15 protein-coding genes and 1 tRNA gene are annotated in these 16,961 nt (G+C 53.8%); 12 read left to right on the plus strand and 4 right to left on the minus strand.

Features of this window, described 5'->3' with window-relative positions:
- The first annotated feature begins 26 nt into the window (after positions 1–26).
- A complete protein-coding gene (locus tag B3K78_RS02490) occupies positions 27–896 on the plus strand; it encodes an amidohydrolase family protein (protein ID WP_204995437.1) in 870 nt (289 codons plus the stop codon).
- Between the two features lie 103 nt (positions 897–999).
- Positions 1,000–1,443 (plus strand): nuclear transport factor 2 family protein, encoded by a 444-nt coding sequence (locus B3K78_RS02495; protein WP_286694191.1) that lies wholly within the window; start codon positions 1,000–1,002, stop codon positions 1,441–1,443.
- 9 nt (positions 1,444–1,452) lie between these two features.
- On the opposite strand, the gene B3K78_RS02500 is transcribed toward B3K78_RS02495, so the two are convergent.
- Positions 1,453–3,303: a cation:proton antiporter gene (locus tag B3K78_RS02500; protein WP_286694192.1), complete on the minus strand. Its 1,851-nt coding sequence runs from the start codon at positions 3,301–3,303 to the stop codon at positions 1,453–1,455.
- A gap of 136 nt (positions 3,304–3,439) precedes the next feature.
- On the opposite strand from B3K78_RS02500, the gene B3K78_RS02505 reads away from it, so the two are divergent.
- Positions 3,440–5,065, plus strand: coding sequence for a hypothetical protein (locus tag B3K78_RS02505; RefSeq protein ID WP_286694193.1), 1,626 nt, complete (start codon positions 3,440–3,442; stop codon positions 5,063–5,065).
- 81 nt (positions 5,066–5,146) lie between these two features.
- Positions 5,147–6,064, plus strand: a complete 918-nt coding sequence (gene rdgC, locus B3K78_RS02510) for a recombination-associated protein RdgC (RefSeq protein ID WP_027872557.1) — start codon at positions 5,147–5,149, stop codon at positions 6,062–6,064.
- A 50-nt stretch (positions 6,065–6,114) separates the two neighbouring features.
- Here rdgC and B3K78_RS02515 read toward each other — a convergent pair whose 3' ends face one another.
- Positions 6,115–6,609 (minus strand): TIGR00645 family protein, encoded by a 495-nt coding sequence (locus B3K78_RS02515; protein WP_027872556.1) that lies wholly within the window; start codon positions 6,607–6,609, stop codon positions 6,115–6,117.
- 477 nt (positions 6,610–7,086) lie between these two features.
- Here B3K78_RS02515 and B3K78_RS02520 point away from each other — a divergent pair, with 477 nt between their 5' ends.
- The 6 genes from B3K78_RS02520 to B3K78_RS02540 all read left to right on the plus strand — a co-directional run bounded on the left by B3K78_RS02520 (position 7,087) and on the right by B3K78_RS02540 (position 13,439).
- Entirely contained in the window at positions 7,087–7,995 is a 909-nt protein-coding gene (locus B3K78_RS02520) for a LysR family transcriptional regulator (RefSeq protein ID WP_286694194.1), read from the plus strand.
- Positions 7,996–8,102: 107 nt separating this feature from the next.
- Positions 8,103–8,372 carry a response regulator transcription factor gene (locus tag B3K78_RS02525; protein WP_286694235.1) on the plus strand — a complete coding sequence of 90 codons (270 nt, stop codon included), beginning with the start codon at positions 8,103–8,105 and terminating at the stop codon, positions 8,370–8,372.
- Between the two features lie 95 nt (positions 8,373–8,467).
- Positions 8,468–9,418, plus strand: coding sequence for a hypothetical protein (locus B3K78_RS02530; RefSeq protein WP_286694195.1), 951 nt, complete (start codon positions 8,468–8,470; stop codon positions 9,416–9,418).
- A gap of 86 nt (positions 9,419–9,504) precedes the next feature.
- On the plus strand, positions 9,505–9,762 hold the full coding sequence (locus tag B3K78_RS16855) for a DEAD/DEAH box helicase family protein (protein ID WP_414711276.1): 258 nt from the start codon (positions 9,505–9,507) through the stop codon (positions 9,760–9,762).
- A complete protein-coding gene (locus B3K78_RS02535) occupies positions 9,710–9,931 on the plus strand; it encodes a LuxR C-terminal-related transcriptional regulator (RefSeq protein ID WP_286694236.1) in 222 nt (73 codons plus the stop codon). The genes B3K78_RS16855 and B3K78_RS02535 overlap by 53 nt, the downstream gene beginning before the upstream one ends.
- A 460-nt stretch (positions 9,932–10,391) precedes the next feature.
- Positions 10,392–13,439 (plus strand): hypothetical protein, encoded by a 3,048-nt coding sequence (locus tag B3K78_RS02540; RefSeq protein ID WP_286694196.1) that lies wholly within the window; start codon positions 10,392–10,394, stop codon positions 13,437–13,439.
- A 207-nt stretch (positions 13,440–13,646) separates the two neighbouring features.
- On the opposite strand, the gene B3K78_RS02545 is transcribed toward B3K78_RS02540, so the two are convergent.
- Positions 13,647–13,734, minus strand: a tRNA-Ser gene (locus tag B3K78_RS02545).
- 171 nt (positions 13,735–13,905) lie between these two features.
- Here B3K78_RS02545 and B3K78_RS02550 point away from each other — a divergent pair.
- On the plus strand, positions 13,906–14,232 hold the full coding sequence (locus B3K78_RS02550) for a hypothetical protein (protein ID WP_027872548.1): 327 nt from the start codon (positions 13,906–13,908) through the stop codon (positions 14,230–14,232).
- Between the two features lie 18 nt (positions 14,233–14,250).
- Here the strand turns inward: B3K78_RS02550 and B3K78_RS02555 are convergent, their stop codons facing one another.
- Complete coding sequence (locus B3K78_RS02555) at positions 14,251–16,089, minus strand: amidase family protein (RefSeq protein ID WP_286694197.1); 1,839 nt, start codon at positions 16,087–16,089, stop codon at positions 14,251–14,253.
- A 224-nt stretch (positions 16,090–16,313) separates the two neighbouring features.
- On the opposite strand from B3K78_RS02555, the gene B3K78_RS02560 reads away from it, so the two are divergent.
- The gene (locus B3K78_RS02560; protein ID WP_204995728.1) at positions 16,314–16,958 is read left to right on the plus strand and encodes an MBL fold metallo-hydrolase; all 645 of its coding nucleotides are present in this window, start codon (positions 16,314–16,316) and stop codon (positions 16,956–16,958) included.
- Positions 16,959–16,961: the final 3 nt, after the last annotated feature.

Raw genomic sequence — 16,961 nt, forward strand, 5'->3', positions numbered from 1 at the left:
TTTAGGAATCATCGAGGAGCCAACCCATGCCAATACCCAGTGACATTAAGGTCGTGGACCTGATGCTGAGTGTGCCCGGGGAAGACAACAGCCAGTGGTACGAGTTTATGAAGCCGCTGCTGATGGACGAAGAAAGCCGGACCATGTTCAAAATGCCGGCGCAGTACATGTTCAAAGACATTCCCGACACCGGTAAAAAAGAAGACTATATTGCCTACACCATCGAACAGATGGACAAGCACAATATTGAGCGGGCAATGCTGGGCATTGACGACCACAATGAAGTGGCCAAAGAAGCCTACAAGCGTCATCCGGATCGCTTCTTTACCTCACTGGAAGTCAACCCCAACAATGGCATGGATGAAGTGCGTAAAATTGTGCGCTTCCACGAAGAGTACGGTATTAAAGCCGTAACTGGCTTTGCCTCGGGCTTGTGTCCGCAAGTGCCTTACAACGACAAAAAGTGGTATCCGATCTACGCCAAGCTGGTTGAGCTGGATATTCCATTCTGCCCATGTGTAGGGGTTCCCGGACCACGACTGCCCATGGCGCCGCAAAAGGTGGAACTGCTGGATGAGGTTTGCTGGTTCTTCCCCGAACTGAAGGTTGTTATGCGTCACGGCGCCGAGCCATGGGAAAAATTGGCTTGGAAGCTCATGCTGAAATACCCCAACCTGTACTACATGACCAGCGCCTTCGCGCCGAAGCACTATCCACAAGAAATTGTGAACTTTGCCAATAGTCGCGGTGCTGACAAAGTCATGTACGCGGGTTACTTCCCGATGGGCCTGTCACTGGATCGTATTTTCCGCGATATGCCTAATGTGCCGTTCAAAGACGAAGTATGGCCGAAGTTCCTGAGTGAAAACGCACGCCGCGTGTTCAAGCTCGACTGATTCACCCGCTTGGGTCATGCGCGATAAAACGGCAGTCACTAGACTGCCGTTTTTCGTTGTACTGGCGTTATATTTTTAACGATAACAATAAGAGGGCATTGCCGTGAGCTTGAGCTTGCAAGAGATTTCTGACCGCCTTGAAATACAGGACCTGCTATTCCATTACGCCGATATTATCGACCGGCAGGCGGCCGACGAGCTGCGTGACGTGTTCACACCGGACGCGGCGATAGACTACAGCGCTTTTGGTGGCTCAGTGGGTGATGTGGAGACCACAATCGCGTTTTTGCAGGAAGCGCTGCCTGCCTTCAGTAATACCCAACACCTGAACGCGAACATTCAGATACGCGTTGACGGTGACCGCGCAACCGGGCGGGTAATGTGCTTTAACCCGATGGAAATGCCGCTGGGTGAAGAAAGCCAAGTATTTATGCTGGGCCTCTGGTACGTAGACGAATACCGCCGTGGCGACAATGGTTGGCAAATTTCCAGCCGCCGTGAAGAGCGCAGCTGGGTATTTAATGTTCCCGACTTTATGGGCTTGTAAGAGACAGCCCTAGGTCGGAAGGTCCACAGGTGTGCCGCCATCGCGCTTAGTACTGGTTACCACCTCGGGTTTAGTCGTCACTTTCTTTGCATCCGGCGGCACAAAGCTGATCACCGTGTCGCCGTTTTGCAAGCGGCGGCTGGATTTGCTCAACCACTCCAGCTTGCCACTTTCCGGAATTAGGGCCAGTTGCACTGCCTCGTCCGGCAGGCTGCTGAGAAACTGGGACTCGTCGAAGCTCTCGGTGATACTGGTTTTACGAAAGCCCCAGCCGCGAATGAGCCGGGTCCACATTTCGGCGTAGGATACATTGCTTGAAAATGCGGTGATTCCGCGGCGGGTCTCGGGGACTTGGTGTTTTTCGCGCTCGCTGCCACTGTCGTGGGGCTGAAAAACGCGGTGGCGCCCGATATGGGGGGCGTAGTGGTTACACACCATGGAGTTGTAATGGTTGTTACCTGTGGCCGCCAGCACGGTGTATATGTTGTCCAGCGCCATCGCTTCCTCGGCCATATCGGACAATACTTCGCCAAACCAGGTTTCAATACCGCGCTGACGGGCCGTTTGTAATCGCGCCCACTCGCTGTCGGCGATGATCACATCCTGCTTTAGGTTCTTCAGCTCCAGTGCGAGTTCTATGGCCCACGGTGAGGCGCCGACAATCAAGATGCGGCCTTTGCCCGGCGAGCCTAATTTCAGTAGGCGGGTGAGGGGCCCCAATGAGAAGCCGTGGGCAAGTACCGTCACAAATATCAACATAAAGACCGCGGGTACCAGATACTGAGCATCACTAAAGCCGGCATCGATCAACGCTGGTGAAAATGCACCTGCCGAGGCCGCCGCCACCACTCCGCGAGGGGCGATCCAGCCAATTAACAATCGGTCGCGCCAGTCGCCACCCGCGCCGATCGTTGCCAGGTACACCGCGAGAGGGCGCACCACAAACAGAAACGCCAGCACCATAAATATCAGCGGAGGGTGTATCGCGCGAATGGATTCCATGGTGAGCGAGGCGGTGAGTACCACGAACAAAAATGACACCAGTATCAGTGTTAAATACTCTTTAAAGCGCCGCATTTCATCCAGACTGCGCAGGCGCATATTGCCCATCACAATGCCCATCAGGGTTGTCGCCAGCAAGCCGGATTCGTGCTGCACCAAGTCCGCCAGAGCATATACTGCCAGTACCGACGCGATGATTACCGGCGCTTTCAAGTATTCCGGTATCCAGCCCTGACGAAAGCTCACTCCCAGGCCGTAGGCAATGCCGCCGCCCAATAGCAGCGATACGCTGATGGCCAGGCCCAGACTGGTTAACACGTGGCCGATCGCTGGGCCTTCACCCGAGTACAGCAAGTACTGGTAAACCAGCACCGCGAGCAGCACCCCGATGGGGTCGTTGATAATACCTTCCCACTTCAGGTAAGACGCGGTGCGCCGGTTTAGTTTGGCGTGTTTTAACAGCGGCATGATTACCGTGGGGCCAGTGACCACTAAAATCGCCCCGAGTAGCGCCGAGACGCCCCAACTGAGCTGGCCAACCCAATGGGCGGCGGCGGTGCCCAGCAGCCACGCAAAAATCACCCCGAGGGACGTGAGTCGCCGCGTAACTTTTGCGGTTTCTCGCAATTCGTGGAACTGAAGGTTCAGTCCCCCCTCAAAGAGGATGATCGCTACAAACAGTGAGGTAACGGCTTTTAAACCATCGCCAAAGTCGTCCAGCGGCGAGATCCAGCCGCTGAGTGGGCCAAGTATCAGGCCACCCGCAGCGAGTAGTACAATGGCCGGCAGGCGGAACCGCCACGCCAGCCATTGACAGAAAATACCTAAAACCAGAATGCTGACCAAAGTAAGGGTCATAAACCACCAAAATTAAAAACTTGCGTTACAGCCCGCCACATTGGCATGAAGCGAGGTAGACAGTAAAGACGCGACAGCGATCAACGTCTACGCACAAATACCGGGCTAGGATGACGCAGGGTAAAGAGATAATGAAATGAAATGTAGTTCCTTGGGTGTTTTTCGCAACAGCTTTTTAGCCAGTGTATTGCTAGTGTCGGCCTGTGCTCTGCCTACTCAGGAGCGCGTGCTGTTCGATGGTGATGCGGGCAGCGTAGTGTTTGAAGGCCGGATGAATGGCGACATGCCGCGCGAGGGGAAATTGGTGTTCAGCGCCAGTCGCAGCGAATTTAGCGGCCGCTTTGATGATGCCGGCTTTCCAAAAGAAGGTGTGCTGACTCAGGTGTATTCTGATCGCTTCGGGGAGCCGCTTACACTCTCTTTGGATGGCCGGTTTCGGTATAACGCCAGTGAGCGGCAGTTACGCTTTCTCGGCGCTTTTGTTTTGAGCGATAGCAAACAACGCGTATTGGCTGAGTCAAACAAGAGCCAATGGGTGAGCCATTATCCGGCAGCGGTGTTTCGCATATCGCCGCCGTTGTTTGCCATGGAGGGCAAACAGCAGTATCGCCAGTATCGCCGCGATATCAGCCCCGCTAACGCCCCTCGCAGACTGTTGAGTATCTACCGGCCCGTGTCGGGGCCCTTCATTGTCAAAGCCAACTATCAAGACGGCCTGCCGCGCGGTGTTGCACAAATTCGCCGTGAACTCAGTAGCGGCCAGCGTTATGTTATTGAGCGCCAGTATTTTAACTATCAATTACCCGACCAGCGCAGTCACTACTTTTACTTTGAACCGGGCAGCTTTGAGCGGGTTAGCATTATCGGCGGTTGCGAAGCGCCAAACCTCACCGTCCCGCAGCAACTGATCAACGTCTATGCCTACGACTGCGACAGTGGCAATTTCTATGCATTAAGTGAAAGCCTGCCGGCCTCTGTGCTCAGCATTGCCAGCAGCCAGATCGATAACAGCGGCCGCTTCCACAAAGTACGCATCATGCACCACGGTAATACCTCAGAATTCGAGGTGGATGCCGAGGCCTTATTGCAGGGGGTATTGCGCCCCCACGGTCTGTATTTAGACTGGCATTACGGTCAGTTGCGCGCCGCCCACCACGCACAGCACGGGCAAGCTGTTGGCGTAGGTATTGAGCAGCTCAGTGCTGGCGAGCCGCGTTTTATCAGCCACCGGCTCGAAGGCACCGAGGGAAGCGCGCCATCTGAAAGTCAGCACGCCGCGCTCAATGGCATAACAGCCAACGCCGCTGAGCGCCTGGAGCAGATATTTAAAGCCAAGGGGGCAGGGAGTCTAAACACCCGTAGGGCCGAAGCGCTGAAATCTGCACTGGTGAAAGCCTATCAGCAACCAGCGGCGGATGCCGTCAAGCAATTGCCCGGCGCCTTGAGCCTTTATCAGCGCTGGCAGCAAGACTCTAATGCGCTGCTCTCACGTTGGCCTTGGGCATCGCGCCGCAGTGCGAAGGATATCTCAACCTTGCGCCGTGCGTTGCTTGCCAAACACCAGCACTACAGCGAACAACTGGAAGCGCTGCATGCAGAGCAGGCTCTGCGCTTTTGCCGGAGTCAGGGTGAGAGCTTTGATGCATTGCGCTGGCAGTGCCGCCTACAGGCCGATGTGACCATTGCGCAGATATGTCAGCAGGCCTACGGTATTAACCGATGCGACGCAATGCAGGCCGAGTTTGGCGCCAATAGCCAGTAAGCTAGCGCTGGTGTCGGCGGCAAAAAACTCTACAATGGGCGGCCTTTTTGCCGCCTTTTTTATACTGGAATTATCGATTTTATGTGGTTTAAAAATCTGCTCGTCTACCGTTTTACCCGTCCCTTTAGCACCAGCCTGGAAGAACTTAATGAAAAGCTCAGTGCCGCGGCATTCCACCCCTGTTCAAGCCAGGAGCAGTCGAGCTATGGGTGGAGCAAGCCCTTAGGCGACGCCGGCAGCGAGTATCTGCACGCGGCAAACGGCTGCGTCATGTTGTGTGTTAAACAGCAGGAAAAAGTCTTGCCCGCCGCCGTGGTTAACGAAGTGCTCGATGAAAAAATTCGCGAAATTCAAGAAGCTGATGGCCGCAAGCCGGGCCGAAAAGAGCGAACGGATATGAAGGAAGAGATTGTTTTCGACCTGCTGCCGCGCGCTTTTTCGCGATCCAGAAAGCTGTACGCCTATATCGACATTGAAGCGGGTTTGCTGTTTGTCGACAGCGCCTCCCACAAAAAGGCCGAGGAGCTTCTCACCCTGTTGCGCGAGACCCTTGGCAGTTTGCCCGTCATTCCTTTGAAAGCTAAGAACACTGCTCAGCATTGTCTGACCGAATGGGTTGCCGGCGCAGCGCCAACCGGTTTTGAATTAGGCGGAGAGTGTGAATTGCGTGATCGCGCTGATGAAACGGCCGTCATTCGCGCCAAAAACCAAGACTTGTCCTCGGAGCAAATTCAAAGCCATTTGCAGTCTGGTATGTTTGTCAGCAAGTTGGCCATGACATGGACCGGCGGGATCGATTTCGTGGTTGATGATCAGCTGAGTATAAAGCGTATTGCGTTTGGTGACTTGATCCGTGAGCGCGCCGACGACATCAATGCCGATACCATGGCCGAGCAATTCGATGCAGACTTCAGCATTATGGCGGGCGAATTTGCGAAATTTATCCCGGCAGTCATTGCTGCTTTTGGTGGCGAAGAGGTGGAAGAGGGCGCCGCATAGTGCGCCATAGCATGCAGTAATGCGCTGATCATGCAGACCAGCGCATTGCCTTACTTGCCGCTGCGGGTGATTTTGTCCAAATAGCCCATCGCAAAAGCAGACACCACAAAGGTGATGTGCAGCAATAAATACCACATAATTTTATCGTTATCGATCTGCTTGGCGTTCATGAATACCTTAAGCAGATGAATAGACGAAATTGCCACGATAGAAGCCGCGACCTTGTTCTTAAGTGAGCCCGCATCCAACTTGCCGAGCCAGCCAAGCTTATCGGCGTCATCATCGACATCCAGCTGGGAAACAAAATTTTCGTAACCGGAAAACATCACCATCACAATCAGGCCACCCACCAGGGCGATGTCGATTAACGACAGGGTGACGAGAATTAAATCTGCTTCCTTCATCGAGAGAATATGCGGAAACACATGGAAAATTTCCTGGAAAAATTTGATGCCAAGAGCAAGCAAGACCAGGCTGAGGCCGAGATAGATCGGCGCCATGATCCAGCGGGATGAATACATGAGTTTTTCAAACATTTTTTCCATGGCGGTAAAGACTCTGTGTAAAGATGTAGAGAGCGTGACAAGCGGCGGTTAACCGGGGCGGGATAATACCGCCCAGATTCACAGCACACAATTGTTTGTGGTCCGCGGTTGAGTACGGTTGATCATGCTGATGCCGAAATGGTGTGCAGGCAGTACTCATCGGCTCTGCTTTGCCTTAGGTGTGTGGCTTCGTGTTGATGACATGTGGCGATTATACATTCGGTTTGTTCTTGAGTGGCTCACACCTGTTTGCTGATATGACTAGGTGGTTACACGGTTGTATTTGGCTTCACCCACTTCGCCGCGCTAACGGCGGAAATGATAGTTTGGGCGGTTTGGATTTCGAATGGCACAGGAATGAGGGGTTTTCAGGCCATCCGTAATATAGGATGATCTCGCGTCTAACATTGAGATATTCTTGTCGCTGCCCTGCAATGTTTGTATCGATTAGCCTGCAGTATCGTTGAGTCGTATCGTATGCCCACGCCGCACCTGCCCTCACTTAACTTGATTCGTGTTTTCGAAGTCGCCGCGCGTCGATTAAGCTTTAAAGACGCGGCAAATGAACTGTTTGTGTCTCCCCCGGCTGTTAGCCACCAGATTAAGGCGCTAGAGGAAAATCTTGGTGTCACTTTGTTTCAACGAGAGAATCGTAAAATCTCTTTGACAGCGGAGGGCAAACGCTATTATTTGCATGTTAAACGCGGTTTAGACTTGATTGATACCGCTACACTGGCGGTGCGCAAAGAGCAAAAAAAGCGGCGCTTTGTTATCAATACTTTGCCAAATATCGCAACGCTATTACTTTTTCCCAATATCCACGAATTCCAAACCAAATATCCAGATCTGACGATTCAGATCGATTCCGATACTTCTCGTGTTGATCTAGAAAACTCGGAAACCACCGTCGCAATCCGTCACGAATGCGGTAATGAGCCAGAGCTTACCTATCATCCCCTGGTAGAAATCTCACTCACGCCTATCTGCACCCGTCGCTATCTCGCTGAGCACCCCGGCTTGGCAGAAGGCGACTTCACGGGTTGCCGGATCATCAAAATCGCCAACGACAGTTATCAATGGCCACGATGGCAAACGCAGTGGGGCCTGCTCCCGGATATTGCGAATGAGCTTGTAGTCAGCACGGTTCAGGCGAGTATCGAGGCCGTCAAGAGCAATATCGGCGTTGCAATGGGCTACCTGCCAACATCCTACCAATTCATGCGTAGTGATGATGAGCTAGTACTGCCAATGTCAGAAAAGGTGACGCGGCACGGGGAATGTTTTTTAACCTATAGCAACAACTATCGGGGCGATGGCGTCATTCAGGACTTCCAGCAGTGGGTGTCTGGCATCATCGCTAAAGAATGGTCGGATAAGATAATCTAACCTGACGGCGCTGAATTATTCATTTGTCAGCCCCGTATTCACAGGGGAAGATACTCGGCAATCGCAACGGAAAAGTGATCGCCAACATGCCCCTCGACAACGCTAGTATGCTGTATTCCGACGTAAAGCCGCTGCCTCTCACGCCCCGTGAGCGCCAGGTGCTCCAGGAACTTGCACTAGGTAAGAGCAACAAGATGATTGCAAATATCTTATCTATCAGCATGTACACGGTAGACGGATACGTGAAAGACATTTATCGAAAACTCGGGATTAAAAATCGCGCGATGGCGACACTCGTCGCCGTCCAGCACGGCATTCTTAATTTGAACCATCTTGATATGGCAGACTTTTCTCAGAACAACGCTGCAACTCAGTAAAGACAACCCAGCGCTGCAACATTTTTAGAGGGAACCTAATGCCCAAGCATACGAAGGCGGACCGGGCGTTTACGGCCGCAATAGTTAAATCAATAGTGGCCACCGTTGCCATTTTGTCTTTTTCTTCCTCTGCCGTGGCGCAATTGGACTCGGACAGTCAGCCTCCGCCCGCATGTAATTTAAGCTCAGAGCAGCTCGAGAATCCCCGTGCTTTCGTCGCCGTTGACAAGTCTTTTGGTGTTGTTGCGTTTTGGGCCCTGAAGGGCAAAGAGGGGATACAAACGGCGGCCTCCTACATGCGACGCGACTTCGCAGCACAGGTATTTGGAAAATGGGCTCAAGATCACTCCAATAAATTAAAGAAAGGCGAACCAAACCGCTGGGGCATTGTGCCCGATAAAAAGGTGGAAAAAGCGCTGGAAAAGCACAAGCCGCTTCCTCTCGACAGAATATCCGAGTATCCGCCGCGTGAAGCGATGATCATGGTGACAAAGATTTACGGCGATTGCTTTGGTGAGCGCAGCGCAGAGCTCAATTTCGAGGAGATTGGACTGATTCGCGGTGAATTCTCGGCCGACTTCTGCAACGCGGCAGCGGCAATGCCGAAAATGACGCACTACCTAGCAAAAGATAAAGCCTTGATGCATTGGGGGCGCTCGCAAATCGAGCATCGCAATGCGCGAGGGTGTGGATATGTTCCTGCCATCGCCTATGAATACGCGCTGGAAAACGACGCAGCGGGTCGAGAAGCTGCCGAAAAAGCACGAAAAATCGCAGCAGCTCAACGTCAGCAATATCTCGATAGTATTCGGGGCCAGAAACTAGCCAGAGAGGCTTATGAGGCGGGCCGGGCGCAGCGTGAATTCTATGCCAGGCAGGAACGCGATAAACAGGCAGCCAAAGACCAAGCCCGCAAACAGGCTGCAGATGCTGCATATAGAACAATGATCAACAACTCGCAAAACCAGTTGCCGTCAGCGCCAAGCTCCAATCGCCGCGATTGCTACGACCAGGGCAACGGCAAGGAAATCTGTTTCACCGATTAAATGCTCGGCTTGCAAGCATTGGGTTGCGACAACAAGCATGGTAGGCCGTCAATGCGTCCAAAGGACACCTGTCGGATTCTAGCCCGGTGAGCCTTGTATCTGAGAAAGGCACCAAGGGTGCGGTCTATTTTAGTATCTACCCCATTATGATGGGCTTAATTGAAATCAAGACCGACGGTAAACGACGCTTTGGGATTGGTCGTTTCGACCTGGTAATTATCGACGAAGCCCACACAACGTGTATCAATAAGTACCGGGCCATCTCCGACTACTTCGATAGCTCTAGTCGGACTGACGGCCACGCCACTCGAATGCCAGGTACTCCACGAACTCGCGATGGGTAAGAGCAATAAGATATTTGCCAATATCTTATCCATCAGCATGTGCACGGTAGACGGATACGTGAAAGACATTTACCGAAACCTCGGCGTTAGAAACCGGGCGATGGCGACACTGGTTGCGATTCAGCACGGTATCCTCCAACTGAATCAACTTCAAATGGCTGACTCTTAGCAGCGCGGCGTTGTGAGTAAGCGAAGAGATATCCGTTTCAATGTATTGAAGTGGAGCATCATGCTAAACCTGCGCAGGGGGTATAGCGTCAAGTTAAACGAATACGCAGCCATTGCTCCTGTTACACCCACTGCTTTGTCGCAACTGCATCCGCATAGTCAGCCTTTCTCGTGCAATTTACCTTTACATTAGCTACCGCATTATCAACATATCCCGGTGAATATAAGCCTTTCTCTACGAGTGATCCCCACAAGTTAAATCATGCTACGGCGGAAAATATTAAGTCCGGTTTGAATGTACTAAGGCCACCCACAGCTCGCGCTGATTAGACACAGCACCCCTGAATACGGGGTTGTTGGAGGGGCTTGTCCTGCGAATACTGCTTGCAAAATTATTCAGAGGTTTCGCGCAGTTGTTATCCCAGCGACGGAACTAGATGATCGTATAGTCGGAGAGCGTTATGAAATTTCTAGCTTGGAAGCACCTTCCCGTGCTGGCGTTGGTCGTCACGGTGGCAGCTTGTAATGAAGATCATAAATATCCTCAGGGCGGTGAGTCAGAGTCGATAGCGGTGTCGCCGTCTCTAGGTTTGGTGTCCAGTGCTCTGGTTAACATTTATGAGGCAGATGGCGTCACGCTTATCGGTACCGGAACAACGGCTGCTGACGGCAGTGTTAGCGTGGACTACGGTCGTTACCAAGGGCCGGTAGTCGTAGAAGTGCTCGGTGGCGGTGGTGCTAGCTATTACGACGAATCTGCCAGGGCAACATTGGCTTTTCCTTCGGGTCAGAGTATGCGCGCGATGGCTATTGCTCCTAATCGTGCCCTGGCGGTAACACCACTGACCCACCTCGCATATGAGATCGCTATGGCCCGTGGCAGCTCTCCGCTGACAAGCGATATTGTGACTGCGATTAACGATGAGGTTCGCACTGCGATCGCGCCAAGTTTAATTAGTATTCTCAGTGTGCCGAGCCTCGTGTCTGGTGCGACGGAAGCCAACAGCCTGGATGATACCGAGGCAGGGCGTTACGCTCTGCTACTGGCCGCTCTCGCGGAAATGTCTTCTGGCGAAGGATTACCTGCTGTGAGCACCATGAATGCGCTGATTGCCGATGGTAAAGACAGCGCCCTGGATGGTGTCTCGGACGGTTCTTCAGTGGCCGTTCCCTATACTGATTTTGTGGCGGACTTGTCTGCAGCGATCAATTCACAGGCTGCGCTGTTAGCCAACACTGCTCTACAGACAAACACAGTAGTCCTCATTCCCGATTCAAACACAATAGGTGACAACGCGTCGGGTGGAGAAGCCGGAGGTGAGACTGGGGGAGAAACCGGAGGTGAGACTGGCGGAGAAACCGGAGGAGAGACTGGTGGAGAAACCGGAGGAGAGACTGGCGGAGATACCGGAGGAGAGACTGGCGGAGATACCGGAGGAGAGACCGGAGGAGAGACCGGAGGAGAGACCGGAGGAGAGACCGGAGGAGAGACCGGAGGAGAGACCGGAGGCGAGTCTGGTGGAGAAACCGGTGGTGAGACTGGCGGGGAAACCGGCGGCCAAACCGACCCGGAAGTCGATAATCAAGGCAAAGGCCGCTTCACTGGCGATGGTTTCACTGGCGATATCGATGGTGTGACTTATACCTTCACTGATGTTGTCGACATCCTAACCAGCAACAACGGCAATGGGCTGGTTTATCTCGAGGGGCTGGATAGTGAGCGACGCGAGAAGTGGCGAGTGCACGTGCCGGCAACAATAGGCACCTATTCCTGCGACGATAACGGCCACGACACGGTACTGCAGTACATCAATGCCGATGATCTCGATCAGTCAGGACTGGCTTCGAACAATGGCGACTGCGTGATTAAGGTGGTGCAGGCCGGCCCTGTCTACGAGGGTTACTTCTCCGGGAATTTCTTGGGCGAGGAGCCTCGTCGCGTAGTGAGCAATGGCTACTTTAAGGCGACGATCGAAAATAGCGGCGGCGGTGAAACCGGCGGCGAGACCGGCGGCGGTGGTGTCGCGGGCGAACTCGACAATCCGGTTTACGATTCTCTGAATGGTAAGAACGGCGCTTACTTGAAGTTTGCAGGCAGTAATTATCGCTATTTGTTGGATTATGCCAGCGTGTATACCACGTTGGGTGGTGTTCGGCAGCTGCGGTTTAATGTCGATACCCGTAACAACATCGATACCACGGAGTACGAAGGCGTAGTGCCTGCGGCCATGTATCTGAATATTCCTCATGTTCTGGGCGAGCAAATCTGCGACGATCAGCTACAGATGGTGCTGTCAATGAATGCCGTTACCGGAGCGCCAGCTAATCGCGGCGATTACACGGCCAGCGACTGTAGGCTACGCACTGACTACGTCAGCGAGTTGGGGGGTATTCAAGGCGTTATTCTTGCGGCCACACTGGAGAAGGACGACTACGCTATTCAGCTTGAAAATGTGCCGTTCCGCGTATATGACCACGAGGGTGTACCAGGAACACTTGAGGGTGACTTGCCTCGGGACTATTTTGGCAGTATCGAACTGGCCGATAATCCAAGTTATGAACTGGGTTCAGATCAGCACTTCCTGTTGGATAACCCTGTTGGTCTCGGTGGTACCAGCCCTGATGACGGCACGCCTCCGTTTACCGGCAATGCCTCCGATATCATTAGCCTGCATGCGGGCACCCAGCCACAGGGTGGCTTTGCTGGGGATGCAACCTACCACTGTGGCACCGAGTACCGAAATCGTGCTGGCGCTATGCACATGTGGGTAAAAGTCGGTACCTATTTGCTGGAGCAACGCTATACCTCAGATGATGCCGGTGGTGAGTGTGAAATCGTAACCGTGTCGCGTGGTGGCAAATTCTATGACGCTAGCTACACCGCGACGTTGTTTGCCCAGGAAAACTTATTGGAGGGTGACGATCGCCGTTTGGAAATCAGTGGCAAATTCCGTAACTATGCCGTTGTGCTGACGCGCCCTGATAATGACAGCGGTGACGAAGGCGAACTGGCGCCCGACGAAGTCGGCATGACCATGCGTGTTGAAGACGGCAGCGGCCATTGGCAGACGGGCGATCGTTTCAAATTTATCTATGACCCCTTCGATCAGCTTTACAGCTATGAGAGTTCTTACAGTCAGTACGGTTATCGCACCCTGGATCGCCGCAAAGGCCTCAAGTTGGATGTGATCAATATGCCGCGTGCAGTGGGTGTGTATAACTGCGCCGATGTAAACAGTGCCGACAATCGCGCGGTGCAGGTGAATCTGCAGGCGATTGGCGCGCTGTACCAGACTACGCAGTATGATCGTGACGCCAAGGCAGAGCTGACGCTGGATGGTGCAGCCTGTCAGGTAGAAATTCTTACCGATGACAATGGTTATGTGACCGGCACCTATAAGGCCACAGCGCTGATTATCGACGGTGAGCAAATCATGCCCGATGGCGACAATATCGTGCGGATCTCGGGCAGCTTCCGTCGCAAATTGGAGCCAGTGCCAAAGTCTTGAGCAGACTTAGAGAAAGGGTTGGATCCGCAGGTTGAGCGGCCTAGCCCTTACTACACGATAAATGGCTATTTGCTTATCTCTTCGGGGCGCCTTCGCGTTGCTTCGGCGTCTAAAACGCGTTGCGTTTTATAGAACCCTGGCGAGGGTTCTCACCGACCCCCACGGGATAAATAAAAAACCCGGCTCAAGGCCGGGTTTTTTTATTTATGGCGGTGAGGGAGGGATTCGAACCCTCGGTACGTTGCCGTACACACACTTTCCAGGCGTGCTCTTTCGACCACTCAGACACCTCACCAAAACAGGTACAGCCGAGGCTGTGTTTTGAGGGCCGACACTCTAAGGGATTTTCTACGCCTTGGCAATTGTGAATTTACATTGACGCCTGCTGCTGCACTCAGAGTGGAACATTTCTTGCGTCGACGTTGCTGCTTATTCACGCTACGCCTTGTGCGGCTAAGGATATCCAATGTTGTATACCCCGGAGATGGTGTCGCGCCTTCAGAAGCTGCGCTCCAGATTGTATGCCGAGTTTGGCATTCGTATTCGTTTGGCCGATCCGGAATTGCTAGATATTTTGTCGGCGTTGGCGCCCCGCACCCGCGACCCTATCTCGAAAAACACCATCGGCGAGCTACTCAGCCTCGCTGGTCGAGAGTCGGCGGAGAAAAAATCGCTGGAGGCTATTACCGAGATTACCTACCGGGGGCATAAGATCCCCTCTACTGATGAGCAGCAAAACCCGGCCCCCGGCGCTAAAAAGCATGTGTACCGGGGACGGGTGTTTTATAAGTAAGATTTTCTGCTGGCGGTGTTAGCCGCCAATATTTCCCAGAACTTCAATGTAATGCTCAACGGGCAGGTTCTCAGGGGCTTCGGTCATTGCCTCTGATAAGGCCTGCTGCATGCGTGCATTGAAGTCTCCAATGCTCTGGTCCGCCGTCAGGGGAGAGGGCGAAATACTGGGGGGCTGACGGTGCAGAGTTGCCTGTTCGTAGTCGTAAGCGATGGCAAGTCCGGTTCCCTCGTCATACTGACGAACGAATATCTCCATGCCGCGCGGCACACCAACGCTGTCGTCAAAGCCGACAGGCACGACGATTGAGCCCATTTGAGTGGTCGAACCGAAATCGCAGGTTCTGCCGCCGGTCGGCCCCGGGCTCAAAATCAGCGCATCCAAGCGTACCTGTGCACCATTTTCGTCCAGTACCGGTTCGCCTGACTCATCGACCAAGGCGTCCATAAGTGAGGTGGTGTAGTCACGCATTTCAATCAGACCGTTGAGCTGGGCTTCGCTAGGCGCAAGATTTGGGTCGTCTGCGGCAACAAGCGCGAATAGCGCGGCCGTGCGCGGTCCCACTCTGCCCGTTTCAAGTATGCCGTCCAGGCCACTGCAGGCCTCGCGCTCATGGGCGATGGAGTCGGAGCCGTTGGTGGCAATCGCCAGGCTGCTTACGCAGGCTCTGGGGCTGTCTCCGCCTTCTTCCTCGAAGGTGAGGAAGTACTGGTTCATATCATAGTGCCGTGAACCCGCGCCGCGGCTTTCAAAATCGGGGAGGTAGATGTCATAGACCTCTGCGCCCAATTCGCGCATTTTTTCAACAGCGGCGCTAATCAGTTCGCCCTGGGCGCCGGTACCTGCCGCATCGTTGTTGCTGCCCAGCTGTTTTACCACGCCAATTTTTCTTCCCTTCAGACCATATTTTTCCCGGTCCAGAAAGCTCATATAGCTTTCGGGCCGCAATTCGGCAGGGTAGAGAAGGGTTTTCGGGTCGCGGGGATCAACGCCCGCCATTGCATCGAGCATTAACGCTGCGTCGCGCACCGTTCTTGTCATCGGCCCGCCGGTGTCGCGCTCGTGGCTGAGGGGGAAGATTCCGTGCTGAGAGATAACACCTAAACTGGGGCGGATGCCCACTAAGCCGTTAACTGAGGAGGGGTGGCGAATTGACTGGCAGGTGTCACTACCGGTGCCGCCTAGGGCAAAGTTGGCGGCGATAGACGCGCCTGTACCTGAGGATGAACCGGCGGGGCTTTCTGCGGTGTTATAGGGGTTGCTTACCTGGATGGCGCGATTGGAAAAGCCAGTAGTAAAAAAGGCGAATTCGTCTTGATTGGCCTTGCCGAGAATGACGGCCCCGGCTTGTCGCAAGCCCGCAACCGAGTGGGCATCTACCCCGGCCTGATGGCCGAGCATACTGTAGGAGCCCTGTGTGCTTGGGTAATCGTAGGTGTCGTAGTTGTCTTTCAATAAAACGGGCATGCAGTGCAGCGGGCGATCGCCGATGCCACCGTCACGCGCATAGAGGGCATCCAGCGCCTTGGCCTGGTCGATACTGTCGGGGTTAACAGCAAGCACGCCGCGAATAGGCAGCCCGCCGTTTGGTTGGGGGTTGTCGTTATAGGCGAAGATTCGCTGGATATACATATTAACGAGGGCTTCGCAGGTGAGTCGCTGACCATCGGCAAGACTGAGATCGCCGCGAAGCGCCGCGTGGACGTCCGCCGTGGTGGCTTCTTCCAGCACAAATTCCCCACCTGGAGTGGTAGGCGGCGCGGGCGGCGCGCTGGTACTTGATGAGCTGGACGAGCCGCCGCACGCAGCAAGTGCGAGGACGATAGGGGCTAGGGTGTATGCGAATGCACGCTGCATAGTGAAATTACCTCTAATAATGTATCGCCTCCTGGCGAACTGCTCACCTCCCTGTGTAAATGGCTAGCTAAGCTAGTGTTTGCGACGTTTGTGGTTTCTCAGTAACAGTCTCCAAACAACAGCAAACAGCGTGCCAGTATCGATTTATCGCCGCTTGCGCTATGAAGTTGCCAGTCGACTGCTTATCATTGTCGCCAGATGTGGAATAACGAGTGGAAGAAAAAATGAAGTGTGCGATGGTGCCGGTAACGGCATATCAGCAAAATTGCTCGGTGCTGCTCTGTGAAGAAACGGGGCAAGCCGCGGTGGTTGATCCAGGCGGCGATATTGACCGCATCGAGGCAGCGTTGGAGCAGTTGGGCGGCAAACTGTCAGTGATTTTGCTGACCCATGGCCATATGGATCATTGCGCGGCGGCAGATACCTTGCGCCAGAAATACGGGGTGCAGATCATCGGGCCGCATAAGGACGATGCATTCTGGATCGACAAATTGCCTGAATGGTGCCAGATGTCCGGCTTTCCCCATGCGGAGGCTTTCACGCCGGACCGCTGGCTGGATGACGGTGAGTCTGTTAGTTTCGGGAACCAGCAGCTGGCGGTCAGTCATTGCCCTGGGCACACCCCGGGGCATGTGGTGTTTTTTCATGAGCCGAGCAAGCTGGCGATTGTCGGTGATGTGTTATTTCAAGGCTCGATCGGTCGCACCGACTTCCCGCGTGGTGATTACGATACCTTGATTACGTCCATCCGAGAAAAACTCTGGCCGCTAGGGGATGATGTCACCTTTATCCCCGGCCATGGCCCGACCTCGACATTCGGCGAGGAACGCCAGACCAATCCTTTCGTTGCTGACAGTCGCTATGGGTGATCA

It is taken from the genome of Spongiibacter sp. UBA1325 (assembly GCF_002306875.1).
GTDB classification, from domain to species: Bacteria; Pseudomonadota; Gammaproteobacteria; order Pseudomonadales; family Spongiibacteraceae; genus Spongiibacter; species Spongiibacter marinus.